This is a genomic window from Bacteroides sp. Marseille-P3684 (assembly GCF_900291465.1).
Classification (GTDB): domain Bacteria; phylum Bacteroidota; class Bacteroidia; order Bacteroidales; family Bacteroidaceae; genus Phocaeicola_A.
In genome coordinates, this window is sequence record NZ_LT985808.1 from 62,673 (window position 1) to 82,644 (window position 19,972).

General features: G+C 59.7%; 11 protein-coding genes. 7 read left to right on the forward strand and 4 right to left on the reverse strand.

Annotated features, from left to right (window positions below):
- Positions 1-18: 18 nt before the first annotated feature.
- From C8275_RS00255 to C8275_RS00265, 3 genes are read left to right on the forward strand one after another with little or no spacing between them, the layout of a single operon-like run.
- Positions 19-2,193, forward strand: a complete 2,175-nt coding sequence (locus C8275_RS00255) for a TonB-dependent receptor (protein ID WP_106483637.1) — start codon at positions 19-21, stop codon at positions 2,191-2,193.
- A gap of 25 nt (positions 2,194-2,218) precedes the next feature.
- Positions 2,219-3,439: a DUF4374 domain-containing protein gene (locus C8275_RS00260; protein WP_369860747.1), complete on the forward strand. Its 1,221-nt coding sequence runs from the start codon at positions 2,219-2,221 to the stop codon at positions 3,437-3,439.
- 13 nt (positions 3,440-3,452) lie between these two features.
- The gene (locus C8275_RS00265) at positions 3,453-4,550 is read left to right on the forward strand and encodes a PepSY domain-containing protein (RefSeq protein WP_106483639.1); all 1,098 of its coding nucleotides are present in this window, start codon (positions 3,453-3,455) and stop codon (positions 4,548-4,550) included.
- 157 nt (positions 4,551-4,707) lie between these two features.
- Here C8275_RS00265 and C8275_RS00270 read toward each other — a convergent pair whose 3' ends face one another.
- The 4 genes from C8275_RS00270 to C8275_RS00285 all read right to left on the reverse strand — a co-directional run bounded on the left by C8275_RS00270 (position 4,708) and on the right by C8275_RS00285 (position 10,666).
- Complete coding sequence (locus C8275_RS00270) at positions 4,708-5,925, reverse strand: 3-deoxy-D-manno-octulosonic acid transferase (RefSeq protein ID WP_106483640.1); 1,218 nt, start codon at positions 5,923-5,925, stop codon at positions 4,708-4,710.
- A 12-nt stretch (positions 5,926-5,937) separates the two neighbouring features.
- Complete coding sequence (gene gltX, locus C8275_RS00275; RefSeq protein ID WP_022385075.1) at positions 5,938-7,455, reverse strand: glutamate--tRNA ligase; 1,518 nt, start codon at positions 7,453-7,455, stop codon at positions 5,938-5,940.
- A 136-nt stretch (positions 7,456-7,591) separates the two neighbouring features.
- A complete protein-coding gene (locus C8275_RS00280) occupies positions 7,592-8,209 on the reverse strand; it encodes a rubredoxin-like domain-containing protein (protein ID WP_106483641.1) in 618 nt (205 codons plus the stop codon).
- 141 nt (positions 8,210-8,350) lie between these two features.
- Positions 8,351-10,666 carry an outer membrane beta-barrel family protein gene (locus C8275_RS00285; RefSeq protein ID WP_157948108.1) on the reverse strand — a complete coding sequence of 772 codons (2,316 nt, stop codon included), beginning with the start codon at positions 10,664-10,666 and terminating at the stop codon, positions 8,351-8,353.
- Positions 10,667-10,923: 257 nt separating this feature from the next.
- On the opposite strand from C8275_RS00285, the gene C8275_RS00290 reads away from it, so the two are divergent.
- From C8275_RS00290 to C8275_RS00305, 4 genes are all read left to right on the forward strand, one after another.
- Complete coding sequence (locus tag C8275_RS00290; protein ID WP_106483643.1) at positions 10,924-12,963, forward strand: HD family phosphohydrolase; 2,040 nt, start codon at positions 10,924-10,926, stop codon at positions 12,961-12,963.
- A 99-nt stretch (positions 12,964-13,062) separates the two neighbouring features.
- Complete coding sequence (gene priA, locus C8275_RS00295; protein ID WP_106483644.1) at positions 13,063-15,528, forward strand: primosomal protein N'; 2,466 nt, start codon at positions 13,063-13,065, stop codon at positions 15,526-15,528.
- Between the two features lie 340 nt (positions 15,529-15,868).
- Entirely contained in the window at positions 15,869-16,720 is an 852-nt protein-coding gene (locus C8275_RS00300) for an OmpA family protein (RefSeq protein ID WP_106625684.1), read from the forward strand.
- Positions 16,717-19,671 carry a PEP/pyruvate-binding domain-containing protein gene (locus tag C8275_RS00305; RefSeq protein WP_106483645.1) on the forward strand — a complete coding sequence of 985 codons (2,955 nt, stop codon included), beginning with the start codon at positions 16,717-16,719 and terminating at the stop codon, positions 19,669-19,671. The genes C8275_RS00300 and C8275_RS00305 overlap by 4 nt, the downstream gene beginning before the upstream one ends.
- The last annotated feature ends 301 nt before the right edge of the window (positions 19,672-19,972 follow it).

Below are 19,972 nucleotides of genomic sequence, written 5' to 3' on the forward strand. Positions count from 1 at the left end.
AACACACACAAGCTCAATATGGACAACGCATTCAAGCGGATGGTTCCTGCGACGTTCGCCGCAGCCCTCTCCCTCTCCGTGTCAGCGCAGACCGACACGCTCATGTTCGGCAACCAGGAGTTGCAAGCCATCGAGATTGTAGCAAAATCGAAAGCACGCAAGCTACAGGAACAGGCTTACGCCATCTCCGTGGTCGACCTGAAGGCGAACCACGCCACCTCCACCCCGATGAACAAGATTCTCAACACCGTATCCAGCGTCCGCATCCGCGAAGACGGCGGTGTGGGCAGCAATTACACCTTCGCCATGAACGGCTTCTCCGGCAACCAGGTGAAGTTCTTCCTCGACGGTATCCCCATGGACAACTTCGGCTCCAGCTTCAACCTGGCAAACCTCTCGGCAAACCTCGCCGACCGCGTGGAAGTCTACAAGGGCGTGCTGCCCGTCCACCTGGGAGCCGATGCCCTGGGAGGCGCGGTGAACATCGTGTCCCGCATCAACGCCAACTACCTCGACGCCACCTACAGCGTCGGTTCGTTCAACACCCACAAGGCGAGCGTCAACGGGGCGTACACCAACACACGGACGGGATTCACCCTGCGTGCCAACGCCTTCTTCAACTACTCCAAGAACGACTATAAGGTCTTTGCCCCCATCGTCGACCTGTCGACGGGACGGAACCTGGGCGACCGCTGGGTGCGCCGTTTCAACGACGACTACCACTCGGCGGGACTGAAGATGGAGACCGGACTCGTGGGCAGGCCCTGGGCGGACCAGATGCTCGTGGGCGTCATCCTCTCCGAGAACGACAAGCACATCCAGACGGGAGCGACGATGGACGCCGTGTATGGCAAGGTGAAGTCGAGCAGCTTCAGCCTCATACCTACAATTAGGTATAAGAAGACGAACCTGTTCACGCCGGGACTGGACCTGAGCCTCTACGGCACCTACAACGTGGTGAACACGCACAATGTCGACACCGCCGCCGTGGCATACAACTGGCTGGGCGAGTCCGTCCCTGCCACCAGCCGGGGTGAAGGCTACCTGACCGACGCCCTCATCCAGGAGCGCCAGTGGCAGGGGAACGCCAACCTCAACTACGTCATCAGCGACCACCAGAGCGTGACGCTCAACCACGTCGTGACCGCCATGCGGCGCAAGCAGGACGACAGGGAGTATCCCGACTACCCGATGAACGGGCAGGCACAGCACCTCACCAAGAACATCACCGGACTGGGCTACCAACTCCGCTTCGACCGCTGGAACATGAACATCTTCGGCAAGATGTATGCCCTCTACTCCTCGTCGCACAAGCTGCGCGACCAGTTCCTGGAGACCGAGCACTGGGAGCAGGTGTCGGAACGCAAGCGGCAGTTCGGCTACGGGGCGGCGGCGACCTACTTCTTCCTCCCCTTCCTCCAGGCAAAGGTGAGCTTCGAGCAGGCATACCGCATGCCGGAAGCCATCGAGATGTTCGGCGACGGCTTTATCCAGAAGAGCAACCCGGACCTGCAGCCGGAGAACTCGAAGAATCTCAACATCGGCGTGGGACTGGACAAACGCTTTGAGTCGGGGCACCGCGTCACCGCGGAGGTGAACTACATCTACCGCTACACCAAGGACTTCATACTCAAGGGCGTCAGCCTGACGAGCGACCCGACGACCTCCTACGAGAACATCGGCAAGGCAGTCACCCATGGCATCGAGGCGACCGCCCGCTACGACTACGACGACCGCTTCCACGTGGGCGGCAGCCTGACGTACCAGGACATCACCGACCGCGAGAAGACGGCGCGTACCACCGACAGCTACGTCGAACAAGGCTCGACGGAGAACGTCTCGTACGGGCAGCGGATGCCGAACATCCCCTACTTCTTCGTCAATGGCGACGCGGGCTACAGCTTCCGCGACGTCCTGGCGCGCGGCAACACGCTCTCCATCGACTACTCGTGCGACTATGTCTACAAGTACTACCTGAGCTTTGCCGGTCTGGGACGGCCGACGAGCAAGAAGTATATTCCGACCCAGTTCGCACACAATGCCTCGGTGAGCTACACGATGCACGACGGACGCTACAGCGTCAGCCTGGAGTGTACCAACCTCACCAACGAGAAGCTCTACGACAACTACCGCCTGCAGAAGCCCGGACGCGCCTTCAACGTGAAGTTCCGCCTGTATTTGTCCAACCTCTAACCCCCTTTCCACACACATGAACGCAATGAAACCATTCAGACTACAGATAGCCGGCTGGGCACTCGCCTGCACGGCACTCGCCGCAACCTTCACCGCTTGCGACGACGACATGGGGAGCCTCGAAGTCCCCAACGAACCCTATGTACTCTCGCTCGGCATCACCTCGGGCAACACGACCACCTACTACGTCGTCACCACCGACGACCTCATGGGCGAGCGGCCCATCAACGCCTACAGCAAGGGCATCGAGCAGAACGGCTACCGCGACTACCAGCAGGCGGAGCAGACGGTCTTCTCCATAGGCGGACTGGGTGTGACCAGCGCCACGGGCATTCAACGGGATGCCGAGGGCTACCTGCAGGAGACGGGCGACTTCGTGTTCGACAACACACCCATCGGCTTCTGTCAGGTGGACGGGGAGAAGATGGCGGCACTGGAACTGCCCAAGTCACCAGGCAAGGGTCAGAACCTGACGTTCTACACGGTCAACATCCGTACCCTGGAGCTGGAGAGCCGCGTCACCACCACTCCCGTGGCACCGCTGGACGCAGTTGACTGGCCGTCGGTCACCGGCATGACGTATGCAGGAGGAAACCTCTACGTGAGCTACGTCCCCATGAACCCGAACACGTTTGCCACCCCGGCGGTGGACACGGCCTACGTGGCGGTGTACAGCTATCCGGACTTCCGCTTCAAGACGCTCATCAAGGACACGCGACTGGGAAACATCGGCAGCTGGAACGCCTTTAACGGCTTTCAGAAGGACGAGCAGGGCGACGTCATCGCCATGTCGAACACGAGCCTGACGAACGGGTTCTCACAGAGCAACGGCAAGTCCGGCTTCCTGAAAATCAAGGCGGGCGACACGCAGTTTGCCGACGACTACTTCTTCGACTACGAGGCACTGACGGGCTACAAGGTCGCCCACTGGCTCTACGTCGGCGACGGCAAGGTGTATGCCGAGGTGTCGACCAACCAGCAGGCAGGTGCCTGGAGCGATGCCGAGGACCTGAGCGTACTCATCGACCTGAACAAGAAGAGCCACACCGTCATCCAGGAAATCCCGCTGCACAGCGGACAGGGCGGACGCCGCTTCGTCGCCTACGCGGAAGGAGGCTACGTCTATGCCCCGATAGCCACCGCGGACGGCGTGTACATCTACCGCACGGAGATTGCCACGGGAAAGGCGGTGCGCGGCGCCAAGATTTCAGCCACCTTCGTAGGCGGACTCTTCCGCCTCGACTAACCGCCTGCCGACCATGAAGAGACTATTCAGCCTTCTGCACCGCTGGCTCGGACTCGTGTCGGGCCTCATCGTGATGGTCGTGTGCCTCACGGGCAGTCTCTATGTGTTCAGGGACGAGGTGGAGGCAGTGTGCGAGCCTTGGCGACGGGTGCCCGTCCGCGACGCGGAGATGCTTCCCCCTTCGGCGCTGCTGAAGGCTGCGGGCGATGCTTCCGCCCTCACGCTGGGCACTGCCGGCGAAGCGGCACGGCTCGACGCCTATGCCCCACAAGGCACGACAACGACCTATGCAGACCCCTACACGGGAGAAGTCCTGAAGGTCATCCGGCGCGAGCCGGGCGATGCAGGTTTCTTCGCCTTCCTGCTCGACGGTCACCGTAACCTCTGGCTGCCGCGCTCCATCGGCGGTCCGTTGGTGTCCTATGCCGTCCTCGTCTTCTTCCTGGCACTGGTCACGGGGCTGGTCGTCTCCTGGCCGAAACGTTGGAACCGGAAGGCGGTGCAGAGCCACTTCACCTTCCACCGTCCACTGCGAGCCGCCCGTTTCCGCCTTGACCTGCACAACGTGTTGGGCTTTTATGCCACGCTGCCCCTGCTCGTCCTCTGCCTGACGGGGCTGCTCTTCGGACTATCATGGTTCTCCGGAGGGCTCTATCGCCTGGTGTCGGGCGGACAGGTCATGCAGGGTTACAGCCTGCCGTCGTCCGACAGCACGAACGCCGGAGCGGACACCCCCTCCATCGACCTCCTGCACGCCCGCCTGAAAGCGGAGGAGCCCGATGCCGTGCAGTTCTACTACGCGCTGCCGCAAACCGCGTCCGGGGTCTACCGTGTGAGCATCGTCCACGAACGGGGCAGCTACTACAAGCAGGACAACCGCTTCTTCGACCGGTACACCCTCCGCGAGCTGCAAGGCACCGGCCCGTGGGCAGGCAGATACACCGACGCCTCCCCCGCCGACAAGATGATGCGCATGAACCTCGACATTCACGAGGGCCGTATCTGGGGTATATGGGGCAAGATGCTGATGTGTCTGGCATCGCTCGTCGGTGCCAGCCTTCCCGTGACGGGATATATCTTGTGGTGGAAAAAGAGACGGAGGAAAGCCTAAGGAACAGTTCTCCCGGCCGTGTATCCTGGAACCGGAAAACACATGGCGGTCACTGCCGCCTCCTGAAACAAACAAAGCGCGGATGATGCCGATTCTCACATCGACATCATCCGCGCTTGCTATACCTTATATATAAGGTGAATCGGACACCGGCTACTTACAGCCCGACCGCCTGCAGCACCTTGTCGGACGCCCCGGCACGACTGTGCACGTACTCTCCCGAACGCCTGCCGCAGTCAGACAGGTAGGCGGCGTCGGTCAGGAAGCGGTCCATCCGACTGTCGAACGACGCGGCGTCGGTGACCTCAAAGCTACCTCCTGTGGCAAGCAGCTGACGTGCCTCCTGGAAGCGTTGGTTGTTCGGACCGAACAGGACGGGAACACCGTAGACTGCCGCCTCCAGCACATTGTGGATGCCCACGCCGAAACCGCCGCCCACGTATGCCATCTCGCCGTAACGGTAGATGGACGACAGCAGGCCGAAGCAGTCGACAATCAGGCAGTCGGCAGCGGCTGCCGTCTCAGGCGTTGCCTGGGTGTAGCGGACGCAGGGACGGCGGAGCTTCCCAATAATCTCCGTGAGGTGACTCTCCCCGATGACGTGCGGAGCGATGATGAGCTTCATCTCCGGATGCGCGTTGAAGTAGGGGATGAAGATATCCTCGTCGGGGTGCCACGAACTGCCGGCAACGAGCACGGGACGGCCCTGCTTGAACGCCTCGACGAGGGGAAGCTGCTTCGCCTGCTCGAAAATCTCGATGACGCGGTCAAAGCGCGTGTCGCCCACGACGGTCACGTTGTGGATGCCGAGTGTGGCAAGAAGCTCCCTGGACACTTCGTTCTGCACGAAGAGATGGGTGAAGCGCGTCAGTACCTTATAGTACCGTCCGCCGTACCAGCGGAAGAACACCTGGTTCTTGCGGAAGATGGACGACACGCTGTAGGTGGGGACACCGCGGCGCTGCAGCCCCTTGAGGTAGTTCTGCCAGAATTCGTACTTGATGAAGAACGCCATGCAGGGATGTGCCAGCTTCAGGAACCGGCGGACGTTGCGCGGCGTGTCAAAGGGCAGGTAGCAGATGACATCGGCCCCGGCATAGTTCTTGCGCACCTCATACCCCGAGGGGGAAAAGAAGGTGAGCAGAATCTTATACTCCGGATGGTCGCGCCGGATGCGTTCCATGAGCGGACGCCCCTGCTCGAACTCTCCCAGCGAGGCGGCATGGAACCAGATGTACTGCGCATCCGGCTCAATGTGCTCACGGAGTATCCGGAAGACCTGTGCGTGGCCGCGCACCATGAGCCGCACCTTCTTGTTAAAGAGCGACACCAGCTTGACAGCCATCAGATAGATGCAGATAACGAAACTATACATGGGCGCGGACGGTTATTTCAGGACTTCAATGGCGCGGCGCATGCGGGCGATGGTCTCCTCCTTGCCCAGCACGGAAGAGATGTCGAACATGTGGGGACCCTTGCCTTCGCCCACGAGCGTGAGCCGGAAGGCGTTCATGATGTTGCCCGTGTGATAGCCGTTGTCTTCAATCCACTTCATGACCACCTGTTCCTGGTGTTCCAGCGAGAAGTCGTCGAGGCTCTCCAGCAGGTCGGCAAGACGGGTCATCATCTCGGCGGAGTCCTCCTTCCAGCGTTTCTGCACGGTCTTGGGGTCGTATTCCGTCGGGGCTACGAAGAAGAACTTGCAGGTCTCCCACAGTTCCTTGACGAAGTTGACGCGGCCCTTCATCATGCCGACGATTGTGACCACCTTGTCCATCGGGGCGTCGATACCGTGCTCGCGGAGGATGGGCATGAACTGTTCCGCCACTTTCTCATCGCTCATCTTCAGGATGTACTCGTGGTTGAACCAGATTCCCTTGACGTAGTCGAACCGGGCGCCAGCCTTGCTGCAACGGCGGATGTCGAAGAGCTGCACCATCTCGTCGAGCGTCATCAGCTCCTGGTCATTGCCGGGGTTCCAGCCCAGCAGGGCGAGGAAGTTGAGGACGGCTTCGGGCAGGTAACCGGACTCACGGTAGCCCGAGGAGACTTCGCCGGTCTTGGGGTCGTGCCACTCGAGCGGGAAGACGGGGAAGCCAAGGCGGTCTCCGTCGCGCTTGCTGAGCTTGCCCTTGCCGTCAGGTTTCAGCAGGAGCGGCAGGTGGGCGAACTCGGGCATGGTGTCTGCCCAGCCGAAGGCACGGTAGAGCAGGACGTGGAGCGGGGCGGACGGCAGCCACTCTTCTCCGCGGATGACGTGGGTGACCTCCATCAGGTGGTCGTCGACAATGTTCGCCAGGTGGTAGGTAGGCAGCTCGTCGGCAGACTTGTAAAGCACCTTGTCGTCTAGGATTGAGGAGTTGATGACTACATCACCGCGGATGAGGTCATTGACGTGTACGTCTTCATTCGGCTCAATCTTGAAGCGGACGACGTACTGCTGCCCTTCGGCGATGAGTCGGTCCACTTCCTCCTTGGGCAGGGTCAGGGAGTTGCGCATCGTGCCACGGGTGTGGGCGTCGTATTGGAAATTGGGGATCTCGGCGCGCTTGGCTTCCAGTTCGGCAGGCGTGTCAAAGGCGATGTAAGCCTTGCCTGCGTCGAGCAGCTGCTGCACGTATTTCTTGTAGATGTCCCGGCGCTCCGACTGGCGGTATGGTCCGTGGCTTCCACCGAAACTGACGCCCTCGTCAAACTGGATGCCGAGCCACTTGAATGATTCGATGATATAGTCCTCCGCCCCGGGAACAAAGCGGTTGGAGTCAGTGTCTTCAATGCGGAAGATGAGGTCGCCCCCGTGTTGACGGGCGAACAAATAGTTGTATAATGCGGTTCGGACACCTCCGATATGCAACGCCCCCGTAGGACTGGGAGCGAAGCGCACTCTTACTTTTCTTTCTGCCATGCTATAAGTATTATGTAATTAATGCGGCAAAAGTACGACATTTTTTTGGAAGAAGGGTAGTAGCAGCGGACGAAAAAGCCCCGCCGTGCAGGGAGCAGAGCGGGGCGCAATCAGTTCAAGTTGAAGGACGGACCGGTCAGCCGGCGACGTACGGCCCGAATTTTCCGGCAAACAGGTGGGAACCCATCTTGCCCAGCACACTGGCGAGCACACTGGATGCCACACCCAGGAGCACCACCAGCAGGGCATTGCCGCTGCTCACCCCGTAGGCGTAGGCGACGTAGCACTGGAGGAGGGTCACGATGAAGTAGAGGACACTCAACACGATCTTCTGCTTCAGGATGGGTGCCTTCACGGTCTTGTAGCGCAGCTTGCCGCCGACATAGCCGGTCACGGCGCCCAGGATGGACAGCAACGGCAGGACCAGACTGATCATCCAGGTCGCGTCGTACAGACGGTCGTCGAACGTGTCGGGCAGGAAGGTCAGGAAAGGAACAATCAGTGCCACCACGGGCAGGACAAAGGTCATGACGCTGCCGACGATGGGGAAGTGTACGGCAATGGGGTGAATGTGCAAGTCGAGCAACTTGCGGCGGGTTTCATTGATCCGTCGGGGTTTGTATTCCATCCATACGGTCTTCGGATAACCGCAGGCGGGGCATACCTGGTCAATCTTATCGGCTGTGTCAATATAACCACATACACGACAAATGATGTACCCACTCTTCTTGGCTTCAGGTTTTGGCTCTTCCATATGATTCGTTTATTTGTTAGTTGTTAAGGTTTCGTGCAAAAGTACGCTGAATCTGATTCATAGCCAAAGAAGCCACCGACTTTTTATCATCCTTCCGCTCTTCCGGTACCTGCAACGGCACGGGGCGAGGGTAATCGGGTTCTACATACGCTCGATTTCCGAGTTGCCGGCTCCCTTACCTTTATATTTGTTTTTGGCAGCATTGAACTTATAGCGGAGGGTGACGGTGCACTGACGGCTGTTGATGCGGTTCAGCTGGTCGACGAACAACCGATCGGCACGGACGACGCTCTTCTCTTCTGACCGGAGCAGGTCCCGTCCGCGCAACTCCACACTCAGTGCATCCCCCATCCACGACTTCCGGAGCATGAGGTCAATGCCGTAGACGTTACGCCCCGCATGGACGTTCTGGTAGTAGCCTTTTCCCCGGAAGGAGAGGTCGATGCCCAGCCGCCACTTGCGGGGAAAGGCGAACACATTGCCCCATTGGACGGTAGGCATGAGCTTGTCCATCGCACAACGCCCGGTGGAGGTGTCCAGGGTCAGCCATTGCCTGCGGACACCCACCATGATGTTGGGATTCCACCAGCCCACGACGGGAGTAGCACCGATGTATGCCGCCAGCACGGGAAGGACGGCAATGTTCTTGTTCCTCACCATGGTGACGGCGGAATTGTCGGCGAGCGGCTCGCTCCAGTAAAGGATGTCATCACGCCGCCGCTGGTAGCTCACCATGGCGGTGAAGAACTTCCACGCTGCCGTGAGCGAGACATCGTGTACCACCGCAGGTTTCAGTGCCGGATTGCCGGTCTGGTAGGTGAAGCGGTTTATATAGCCCACGTTGTTGCTCAGAGACTGATAGTCGGGACGTTCGGTCTTGGCCGTATAGGATGCCTGCAACTGGAGGTCGCCCAGAGCGAGGCTATAGGACACGTTGGGGAACCAGTCGTCATAGTTGCGGCACTGGTCATCCATGCGACGACCGTTCTGAAAGTAGTCAAAGCCGACATGCTCGAAACGCAGTCCGGCGGTGAGCATGCCGAGGGGAAGGGCGTGGCTGTATTCCACATAGGCAGCCACGTTCTGTTCACGGATACGGCTGCGGGACGTAGGCAACACCTCGTTCTCGCTCAGGTAGTCATCGTGCCGGCGTGTGTAGGCATACTCGCCCCCGAAAGCCAGCGTCCCGCCTGCCAGCGGATGGGAAAGTGCCAGCTTCGTCGCCCAGAGGCGGTTGTCCACGTGATTGGCAGAATTGACATCCCGGTCGTCCTGTGCCTGACTGTCCTCATGGGTCGTGGAGTGGCTGTCGTTCCGGTTCGTGTAGTAGTCGGCATCCCAGTCGACGGAGAGATTGCCGAACCTGCCGCTATAATAGACGTTCAGGCGGTGAGCGGGTCGGTAGTCTCTTTCGTTACGCATTTGCGACTTCCACCGGTCGTAAAAGGCATCGTTTTCCCAGACATCGCTGCCTGTCTGCGCATGTGTCCAGGCATGGGGAGTCGCCTGCATACTGTAGCGCGCACCGGCTGAGTGGTCCTCGGAGAATACGTAATTCAACCCCGTCTCGGCATCAATCCGCTTGTTCCGGTTCGTGATGGTCATATCATTCACCTGCTGCCACACACTGCCGGAGTGGGTCGTCTGTGCGATGCGGGACTCCTGTACATGGTAAGTGTCACGGAACGTCAGCTTCCCGAACACGTCGAGACCGTCATGTCGGTAGTTCAGGTTCGCCTGTTCGTGCCACTGGCTGCGGTCGGCATACGTGTACGTGGAACGGAGGTCGAAGCCGAATCCGTCCCCCTTCTGACGACGTGTACGAATGCGGATGACGGACTTCACCGAGGCGTCGTAACGTGCCCCGGGATTGGTGACCAGCTCCACCCGGCGAATATCGGAGGAGTTAAGCTGCTCCAGTTCGTCGACGTCGCGCACTTGCCGTCCGTTGATGTAAATCGTCGGCGTCCCTTTGCCAAAGACTTCGAAATTCTCGTCCTTCCGGGTCACAGCCGGGATGTGCTCCAGCACGTCGCCTGCCGAACCAGCCTCGGCAAGCAGGGTGCCCTCGACCGTCGTGACAAAGGCGTCGCCCTGAATGCGTGTCTTGGGCAGCCGGCTCATCACCACCACTTCGTCCAGCAGACGGGCATCATGCACCAGCATCAGGACGCCCAAGTCGGAGTATGACGGCAGACGCCGATACAGAGTCGTATATCCGACCGACGAGATGCGCAACAGGCTGCCGCGCAACGTGTCTGCCGCCAGAGAGAAACCTCCGTCAGAGCGGGAGACGGTTCCCGTGACAAACGTGGAGTCGGGAAGGGAGAGCAGGGCTACATTGGCGTAAGGGAGGGGATTATGCCGTTCGTCGACCAGTCGTCCGGTAATGGTTTGCGCCGGCAACGGGAGCGACAATGCGGCGCAGAGCAGGGAAAGGATGTGTACGTGTTTCATAGATTGTGTTTTAACAGGAGGTTTACAAGCTGTCCGTCGGGTTCTGCTACCCGGTCTGCCTGACGGCATCCATACGGGGAAACAGTTGACGGACATTTCTATAGACGGAATAACGGCCCGTTTTGTTGCGTCAAAGCCTCCCAAAAAAGCAAAAGGAGAGCTTTCCACCGCACATTTCTTCATTCTCTGCGCCTCATCCTTCACCGTGTACGACTTTTTGTCTATATTCGCGCCTACTAACCTACAACTTATCAAGTATGCAACTAAAGACCTCTTCGTACAAGGATATCCTCTACAAGTGCATTGTCTACCTTGCCGCCGTCGTCCTCATCGTGTCATTTATGCCAAGCGACGGGCGGTTCAACTACCAGTTCGACAAAGGGAAGCCCTGGCGATACGGGCAACTGGTGGCAACGTTCGACTTCCCCATCTACAAGGATGAAGCGCGCGTGAAGCAGGAGGAGGACAGCGTGCTGCGCCAGCTCCAGCCCTACTTTGACCTGGATGCGTCGGTGGCCGACCAGCAGCTGCTGAAGCTGAACTCCAACAACGGCTACGCCTTCCGCCTGCCCACCACCGCCTACCTGCGCCACATCGAGCGCACACTCCGGGACATCTACCAGCACGGAGTCATCTCCAACGCCGACGCGTCGCGACTCGCCGAAATGCAGGTCAGTCAGGTGCAACTGGTCGAGAAGAACCTGGCACGTGTCATGGAGGCTGACAGGCTCCTCACCGTCAAGGCGGCGTATGAGTACCTTGTCAACGCCGACACACTGCGCTACAACAAGTCCGTCCTCCAGCAGTGCAACCTCAACGACTACATTGTCCCCAACCTCACCTACGACGAGGAGAAGTCCGAGACCGCCCGGCAGGAACTCCTGGGCAGCATATCCGCCGCACAGGGCATGGTGCTCCGCGAGGAGAAAATCGTGGACCGCGGCGAGATTGTGACCGATGACATCTACAACAAGCTGCTCTCCTACGAGAAGGAGTCGCTCAAGCGCAGCGACACGACGAACCAGCAACGGCTCATCTGGCTGGGGCAGTTCCTCTTCGTGGGCATCTTCATGGGCGCCCTCTTCATCTTCCTGGAACTGTTCCGCCGGGACTACTTCGCCAACCGGCGCAGCCTGCTGCTGCTCATCTCCCTCGTGTCGCTCTTCCCCATCCTCACCTCGCTGATGATGGAGTACAACCTCCTGAGCGTCTATATCCTCCCCATCGCACTGCTCCCCATCACCATCCGTGTGTTCATGGACTCACGGACCGCCTTCATGGCACACATGGTGAGCATCCTGATGTGCTCCATCGTCCTGCGCTATCCCTATGAGTTCCTCCTTCTGCAGACCGTGGCGGGACTGACCGCCATCCACAGCCTGCGCGAACTGTCGCAACGCTCGCAGCTCTTCCGCACCGCCTTCTACATCACCCTGCTCTACTGCCTGACGTACTTCTCCTATGAACTCATCACGGAGAACGACCTCTCGAAGCTCAATGCGGCGATGTATGTCAACTTCCTCATCAACGGTGTCCTGCTGCTCTTCACCTACCCCTTCCTCTTCGTGGTGGAGAAGATGTTCGGCTTCACCTCCAACGTCACGCTCGTCGAGCTGTCGAACATCAACCATCCGCTGCTCAGACAGCTGTCCGAGGTGGCGCCCGGCACGTTCCAGCACACCATGCAGGTGGCAAACCTTGCCGCCGAAGCTGCCAACAAGATTGGCGCCAAGAGCCAGCTCGTGCGTACGGGGGCACTCTACCATGACATCGGGAAGATGGGCAACCCGGTCTTCTTCACCGAGAACCAGAACGGTGTGAACCCACACAAGAACCTCACCTACGAACAGAGTGCGCAGGTGGTCATCAACCACGTGACCTACGGCATGAAGCTCGCCGAGAAGCACAACCTGCCCAAGGTGATACGCGACTTCATCACCACCCACCACGGTGCCGGAAAGACGAAGTACTTCTACATATCTTATATGAACGAGCATCCCGGCGAACCCATCGACGAGAGCATCTTCACCTACCCGGGACCGAACCCGTGGACGCGGGAACAGGCCATCCTGATGATGGCAGACTCCGTCGAGGCGGCGTCACACAGCCTGAAGGAGTACACCGAGGAGAGCATCAACGGACTGGTCGATAAAATCATCGACTCCCAGATGGCGGACGGCTTCTTCCGCGAATGCCCCATCACCTTCAAGGACATTGCCACCATCAAGGCGCTCTTCAAGGAGAAGCTGAAGGCGGTCTACCACACCCGCATCAGCTACCCCGAGCTCAAGAAATAGGAACGGATGGGGACCGCCTCGCCGACAAGCCACCGGCAGCGGTCCTCCGTCATGCCGTCCGCCTGTCTCCCCCTTCACAAAAACGATTCCCTTTTGCCCATGCTTTACGTCGATGTCATCCTGCCTTTGCCCCTGGCAAACCGCTACACCTATTCCCTTCCCGAAGCACTTGAAGGACAAGTCGCCGAGGGCAGCCGCGTCATTGTGCCCTTCGGACGCAAGAAGTTCTACACGGCACTCGTCGCACGCATCCACAGCGACCCGCCCGCCGGCTATGAGATAAAGGACGTCGTGGAGGTGCTCGACCCCCACCCCATCCTCCTGCCGGGACAGTTCCGTCTGTGGGAGTGGATTGCCTCTTACTATCTCTGCACACCCGGCGACGTCTACAAGGCGGCACTTCCGTCGGGCATGAAGCTGGAGAGCGAGACCATCGTGACCCTCAACACCGACTACGAGGCGGACATCCCCCTCTCCGTCCGCGAACAACAGGTGCTCGACCAGCTGACGGCAGACCCCGAACAGTGCATCACCCAGCTGGAGAAACACGCCGAACCGGGGCGCAACCTCCTTCCGGTGGTCAACAGCCTGCTTGCCAAAGGGGCGATACACATCAAGGAGGAGCTGAAACGCAGCTACAAGCCCAAGACCGAGGCACGGGTGAAGCTCGGCAAAGGATTTGACACGGAGGAGCGCATCCGTCCGCTGTTCGACGAACTGGCACGCGCCCCCAAGCAGCTCGCCCTGCTGATGAAGTACCTGGAGCTGTCGGGCTTCTTCAACAACGCCTCTACCCTCCGCGAGGTCAGCAGGAAGGAGCTGCTGGCACGCGCCGACGCCACCCCTGCCGCCTTTACCGGACTGGCGGAGAAGGGCATCTTCGAGACGTACCAGTATGAAGTGGGGCGGCTGGACAAGGCGCACACCGCCACCATCGACATCAATCCGCTCAACGAGGCACAGCAGGCAGCCTTCGACGCCATCACCGCCTGCTTCCGCGAAAAGAACGTCTGCCTGCTCCACGGCGTCACGTCGAGCGGCAAGACGGAAATCTACATCCACCTCATCCGCCGCACCATCGAGGCGGGGCGTCAGGTGCTCTACCTCCTGCCCGAAATCGCCCTCACCACCCAGATTACCGAACGCCTACGCCGCGTCTTCGGCAATCGCATCGGCATCTATCACTCCAAGTTCCCCGATGCCGAACGGGTGGAAATCTGGCAGAAGCAGCTGAAGCCCGAAGGACACTACGACATCATCCTCGGCGTCCGCTCGTCGGTCTTCCTCCCGTTCCACAACCTGGGGCTGGTCATCGTCGACGAGGAACATGAGACCACCTACAAGCAGCAGGACCCGGCACCGCGCTACCACGCCCGCGACACCGCCATTGTCCTTGCCGGGATGCACGGTGCGAAGGTGCTCCTGGGAACTGCCACGCCAAGCATCGACACCTATCACAACGCCCTCGCCGGGAAATACGGACTGGTGCAACTGGGCGAACGCTACAAGGACATGCAGCTGCCCGACATCCGCATCGTCGACATCAAGGAGCTGGCACGAAAGAAGATGATGAACGGGCCGTTCTCTCCCGACCTGCTCGCCGAGGTGCGCCGCGCCTTGGAACAGCACGAGCAGGTCATCCTCTTCCAGAACCGCCGCGGCTTTGCACCGATGGTGGAGTGCCGCGTCTGCGGCTGGGTGCCCAAGTGCAAGAACTGTGACGTCAGCCTGACGTACCACAAGGGACTCAACCAGATGACCTGCCACTACTGCGGCGCCACGTATGACGTCCCGCACCTCTGTCCTGCCTGCGGCAGCGTCGAGCTGGTCAACCGGGGCTTCGGCACGGAGAAAATCGAAGACCACATCCGCGCCGTCTTCCCCGATGCCAAGGTGGCACGCATGGACCTCGACACGACCCGCAGCCGCTCGGCATACGAGCGCATCATCTCCGACTTCCAGTCGGGGCGCACCCACATCCTCATCGGCACGCAGATGGTCAGCAAGGGACTGGACTTCGACCACGTCAGTGTCGTGGGCATCCTCAACGCCGACACCATGCTCAACTATCCCGACTTCCGTGCCCACGAACGTGCCTTCCAGCTCATGGCGCAGGTGGCAGGGCGCGCCGGCCGGCGGGACAAGCGCGGACTGGTCATTCTCCAGACGAAGTCACCCGAGCTGCCCGTCATCCGTCAGGTCGTCGCCAACGACTACCGCGCCATGTACGACGAGCAGACCGGCGAGCGCACCGTCTTCCACTACCCGCCCTTCTGCCGCCTCATCTACGTCTACCTCAAGCACCGCAAGGAGGAGGTGGCTGCCCAGGCGGCAAACATCCTGGCGGCATGGATCCGCACCGCCTTTGGCGAACGGGTGCTCGGCCCCGACAAGCCGCCCGTGGGACGGGTCCAGCTGCTCTTCATCAAAAAGATTGTCATCAAGCTTGACCTCGGCATGTCCGGCAGCAAGGTACGCGACTACCTGCTCACCGCCCAGCAGCGTCTGCTCGCCGACGAGCGTTTCCATTCGCTGACGGTCTACTACGACGTCGACCCCATGTAGGCGCGCGCACCCTTTTCCTCTCCCCTCAGCCGAGCCTTGCCGTACCCATCTTGCCCGACTGACGGACGATGACGCAGGAACAGACAAGTGCCTGACAAACCGGGCACTTGCCTTCAACGTGCCACCTGCCTGCCTTCAGCGAGCGACAAGCCTGCCCTTAATGGACCAAAGTATTATACTTAGGGGGTCTAAGTATTATACTTAGGCAGGCAAAGTATTATACTTTGGTCCCTGTATCCCGTGCTTGTACGTTCAACCGGGCGCAACATTCACGACCTGAACCTTTGTGGAAAAGACGGAAGTTGATTATTTTCGCCGTCAGAACCAATCCATCACATCCATGAAACCGATTCTATTACCATTGGCTGCGGCAGCGCTCCTGCTGTCCGTGTCTTCCTGTGTGACAAAAGAGAAATACATGCTTGCCGAGAACGGACGGCTGGAGGCCTTGGCACGTGCCGACCGGCTGGGCAGTGAGTTGAACCTTGCCCGGACGGACATCAGCCGTCTGTCTGACCAGGTGACGCGCCTGGTGCAGGACACCACCCGACTGGGGAACAGTCTCCGTGCCTACCAGCAGATGCTTGCCGGCAACGTTGATTCACAAGAGAAGCTCACCGCCATGCTCAACAAGAAGATGGAACAGCTCGCCGAACGCGAGAATACCATCAACGAGCTGCAAAGCATGATTAACGCCCAACAGGAGAAGGTACAGGCGCTGCTGAACAGCGTGAAGGATGCCCTGCTGGGCTTCAACAGCGACGAACTGACCGTCCGCGAAGAGAACGGCAAGGTATACGTGGCGATGAGCGACAAGCTGCTCTTCGAGTCGGGCAGCGCCCGGGTGGACAAGCGCGGCAAGGAGGCACTCGCCAAGCTCGCCAACGTGCTCAACCAGCAGACGAACATCGACGTCTACATCGAGGGGCACACCGACAGCAAGCCCATTCACACCACACAGTTCAAGGACAACTGGGACCTGAGTGTCGTCCGTGCCACATCCGTCGTCCGCATCCTGACCGAAGAGTATGAGGTCAATCCCCTGCAGATTCTGCCCTGCGGACGGGGCGAGCACATGCCCGTCGCCGACAACGAGACCGCCGAGGGACGTGCACGCAACCGCCGCACCGAAATCATCATGGCGCCGAAGCTCGACGAGCTTTACAAACTGCTTAATACCACCGACGAATGATAAACAAACTCAAACAGCGGCTGAACCAACTCTACTTCAAGGACACTTCGTTCGTCGACCTGATGACGAAGCGCATCTATAACATCCTGTTGGTAGCCAACCCCTACGACGCGTTCATGCTCGAAGACGACGGACGCATCGACGAGAAGGTGTTCAACGAGTACATGAACCTGAGCCTCCGCTACCCGCCGCGCTTCACGCAGGTGTCGACCATGGAGGAGGCGTGGCAGCGGCTCGACAAGATGGGCTACGACCTGGTCATCTGCATGCCGGGCAGCGACAACAGCGACGCGTTCGACATTGCCCACAGCATCAAGAAGCGTTACCCGTACATCCCGCTCGTCGTGCTCACCCCGTTCTCGCACGGCATCACCGCCCGCATGGAACATGAGGACCTGAGCATCTTCGAGTATGTCTTCTGCTGGCTGGGCAATACCGACCTGCTGCTCTCCATCATCAAGCTCATCGAGGACAAGATGAACCTGGCACACGACGTCAAGGAGGTCGGAGTACAGATGATTCTCGTGGTGGAGGACTCCATCCGCTTCTACTCGTCCGTGCTGCCCAACCTCTACCGCTTCGTGCTGGAGCAGAGCAAGGAGTTCGCCACCGAGGCACTCAACGGCCACCAACGGACGCTGCGTATGCGTGGACGTCCGAAAATCGTGCTGGCACGCACCTACGAGGAGGCAATGACCCTCTACGAGCAGTACCAGGACAACATCCTCGGGGTCATCTCCGACGCCTCCTTCCCCCGTGAGGGAAAGAAAGACCCTCAGGCAGGCGCCCGTCTGCTGGGCGAGATACGTGCCCGCGACCCGTACATGCCGCTCATCATGGAGTCGTCGGAGACGGCGAACCGTGACGTAGCCCACCTCTGCGGGGCAAGTTTCGTCGACAAGAACTCCAAGAAGATGGGGGTCGACCTGCGCGACGCCGTCTCACAGAACTTCGGCTTCGGCGACTTCATCTTCCGGGACCCCGCGACGATGAAGGAGATAGCCCGCGTGCACAACCTGAAAGAGTTGCAGAACATCATCTTCACCATTCCCCGCGAATCGCTCTACTACCACATCACGCGCAACCACATCTCGCGCTGGCTCTACTCGCGCGCCATGTTCCCCGTGGCGGAGTTCCTGAAGAGCATTACCTGCGACTCCTACGAGGACATCGACGCCCACCGGCAAATCATATTCGACGCCATCGTCAAGTACCGCCGGATGAAGAACCGGGGCGTCGTGGCGGAGTTCATCAAGGAACGCTTCGACAGCTACTCCAACTTCGCCCGCATCGGGGAAGGCTCGCTGGGCGGCAAGGGACGCGGACTGGCATTCATCGACAATCTCGTGAAGCGTCACGTGGAGTTCGAGTCGTTCGAGAATGCCACGGTGACCATCCCCAAGACCGTGGTCCTCTGCACCGACCTCTTCGACGAGTTCATGGACACAAACAACCTGTACCAGCTCGCGCTGAGCGACGTGCCCGACGAGGTCATCCTGCGCCACTTCCTGCGTGCCAAGCTGCCCGACCGGCTCATCGACGACTTCTTCGCGTTCTTCGAGGCGGTGAAGGCGCCCATTGCCATACGCTCGTCGAGCCTGCTCGAGGACTCGCACTACCAGCCCTTTGCAGGCATCTACTCCACCTACATGATACCCTACCTGGACGACAAGTACGAGATGCTGCGCATGCTGAGCGACGCCATCAAGGGTGTGTACGCGTCAGTCTACTACAAGGACAGCAAGGCGTACATGCAGGCGACGAGCAACGTCATCGACCAGGAGAAGATGGCAGTCATCCTCCAGGAGGTGGTGGGCACACAGCACGGCGACCGCTACTACCCGACGCTCTCGGGCGTGGCGCGTTCGCTCAACTATTACCCCATCGGGGAGGAAAAGGCGGAAGAGGGCGTGGTCAGCCTCGCACTGGGACTGGGCAAGTACATCGTCGACGGCGGACTGACCCTGCGCGTCTGTCCCTACCACCCCAACAAGGTGCTTCAGACGAGCGAGCTGGAACTTGCCCTGCGCGAGACACAGACGCAGTTCTACGCCCTCGACACGAAGAACATCGGCGAGAACTTCTCGGTCGACGACGGGTTCAACATCCTCAAACTGCCCGTCAAGGAGGCGGAAGCGGACGGTGCGCTCACCTACATCGCGTCGACCTACGACCCGTATGACATGGTTATCCGCGACGGCATCTATCCGGGCGGACGCAAGGTTATCACCTTCGCCAACGTGTTACAGCACGACGTGTTTCCGCTGGCAGACATCCTGCGTCTGGCACAACAGTACGGTCAGGGCGAGATGCGCCGTCCGGTGGAAATCGAGTTCGCTGCCAACCTGAACGACGACCGCACGGGCACATTCTACCTGTTGCAGATACGCCCCATCGTCGACTGCAAGAAGATGCTGGAAGAGGACCTCTCCACCATCCCCGACGAGGACGTCATCATCCGTTCGAACAACTCGCTGGGGCACGGCATCATGGACGAGATGCAGGACCTGGTCTATGTGAAGACCGACGGCTATTCGGCATCCAACAACCAGCTCATCGCCTACGACATCGAGAAGCTGAACGCGGAGTTCCTGCGCGAAGGGAAGAACTACATCCTCGTGGGCCCCGGCCGTTGGGGAAGCAGCGACACGTGGCTGGGCATCCCCGTGAAGTGGCCGCACATCTCGGCAGCGCGCGTCATTGTCGAGGCAGGTCTGACGAACTACCGCGTCGACCCCAGCCAGGGGACGCACTTCTTCCAGAACCTGACGTCCTTCGGCGTGGGCTACTTCACCGTCAATGCCTACCGCAACGACGGCATCTACGACCAGGCATACCTCGACTCACTGCCCGCAGTGCACGAGACGAAGTTCCTCCGCCACATCCACTTCGACCGTCCGCTGGTGGTCAAGATGGACGGCAAGAAGAACATCGGGGTCGTCATGAAGTGAGCCGGAGCACCCGTCCTCCAGGACAGGTCCCTACATAAAGACACGGAAGCACAGCCTTTCAAAGCAGCCTGCGCTTCCGTGTCTTTCTATTCATTGTTGTAAGGCTCTGACGTGAATAAGCAAGCTATTCGCGTCAAAATATGACGAGAATAGAACCGCTAATCTCGTCATGGCTTCCTCCGGACAACCGGACCGGACCATCCATGGATACGTGACGATGAAAGAAAAATGCGACCATGCACGCAAATTCCTTTCCCTGCATGACGCATTGTTCGCTCAAATCCCTATATTTGCGAAGAGA

Coding starts and splice junctions, on each gene's coding strand:
- C8275_RS00290 (WP_106483643.1), top strand. CDS start 10,924: ATGCAACTAAAGACCTCTTCGTACAAGGATATCCTCTACAAGTGCATT.
- priA (WP_106483644.1), top strand. CDS start 13,063: ATGCTTTACGTCGATGTCATCCTGCCTTTGCCCCTGGCAAACCGCTAC.
- C8275_RS00260 (WP_369860747.1), top strand. CDS start 2,219: ATGAAACCATTCAGACTACAGATAGCCGGCTGGGCACTCGCCTGCACG.
- C8275_RS00255 (WP_106483637.1), top strand. CDS start 19: ATGGACAACGCATTCAAGCGGATGGTTCCTGCGACGTTCGCCGCAGCC.
- C8275_RS00285 (WP_157948108.1), bottom strand. CDS start 10,666: ATGAAACACGTACACATCCTTTCCCTGCTCTGCGCCGCATTGTCGCTC.
- gltX (WP_022385075.1), bottom strand. CDS start 7,455: ATGGCAGAAAGAAAAGTAAGAGTGCGCTTCGCTCCCAGTCCTACGGGG.
- C8275_RS00265 (WP_106483639.1), top strand. CDS start 3,453: ATGAAGAGACTATTCAGCCTTCTGCACCGCTGGCTCGGACTCGTGTCG.
- C8275_RS00305 (WP_106483645.1), top strand. CDS start 16,717: ATGATAAACAAACTCAAACAGCGGCTGAACCAACTCTACTTCAAGGAC.
- C8275_RS00280 (WP_106483641.1), bottom strand. CDS start 8,209: ATGGAAGAGCCAAAACCTGAAGCCAAGAAGAGTGGGTACATCATTTGT.
- C8275_RS00300 (WP_106625684.1), top strand. CDS start 15,869: ATGAAACCGATTCTATTACCATTGGCTGCGGCAGCGCTCCTGCTGTCC.
- C8275_RS00270 (WP_106483640.1), bottom strand. CDS start 5,925: ATGTATAGTTTCGTTATCTGCATCTATCTGATGGCTGTCAAGCTGGTG.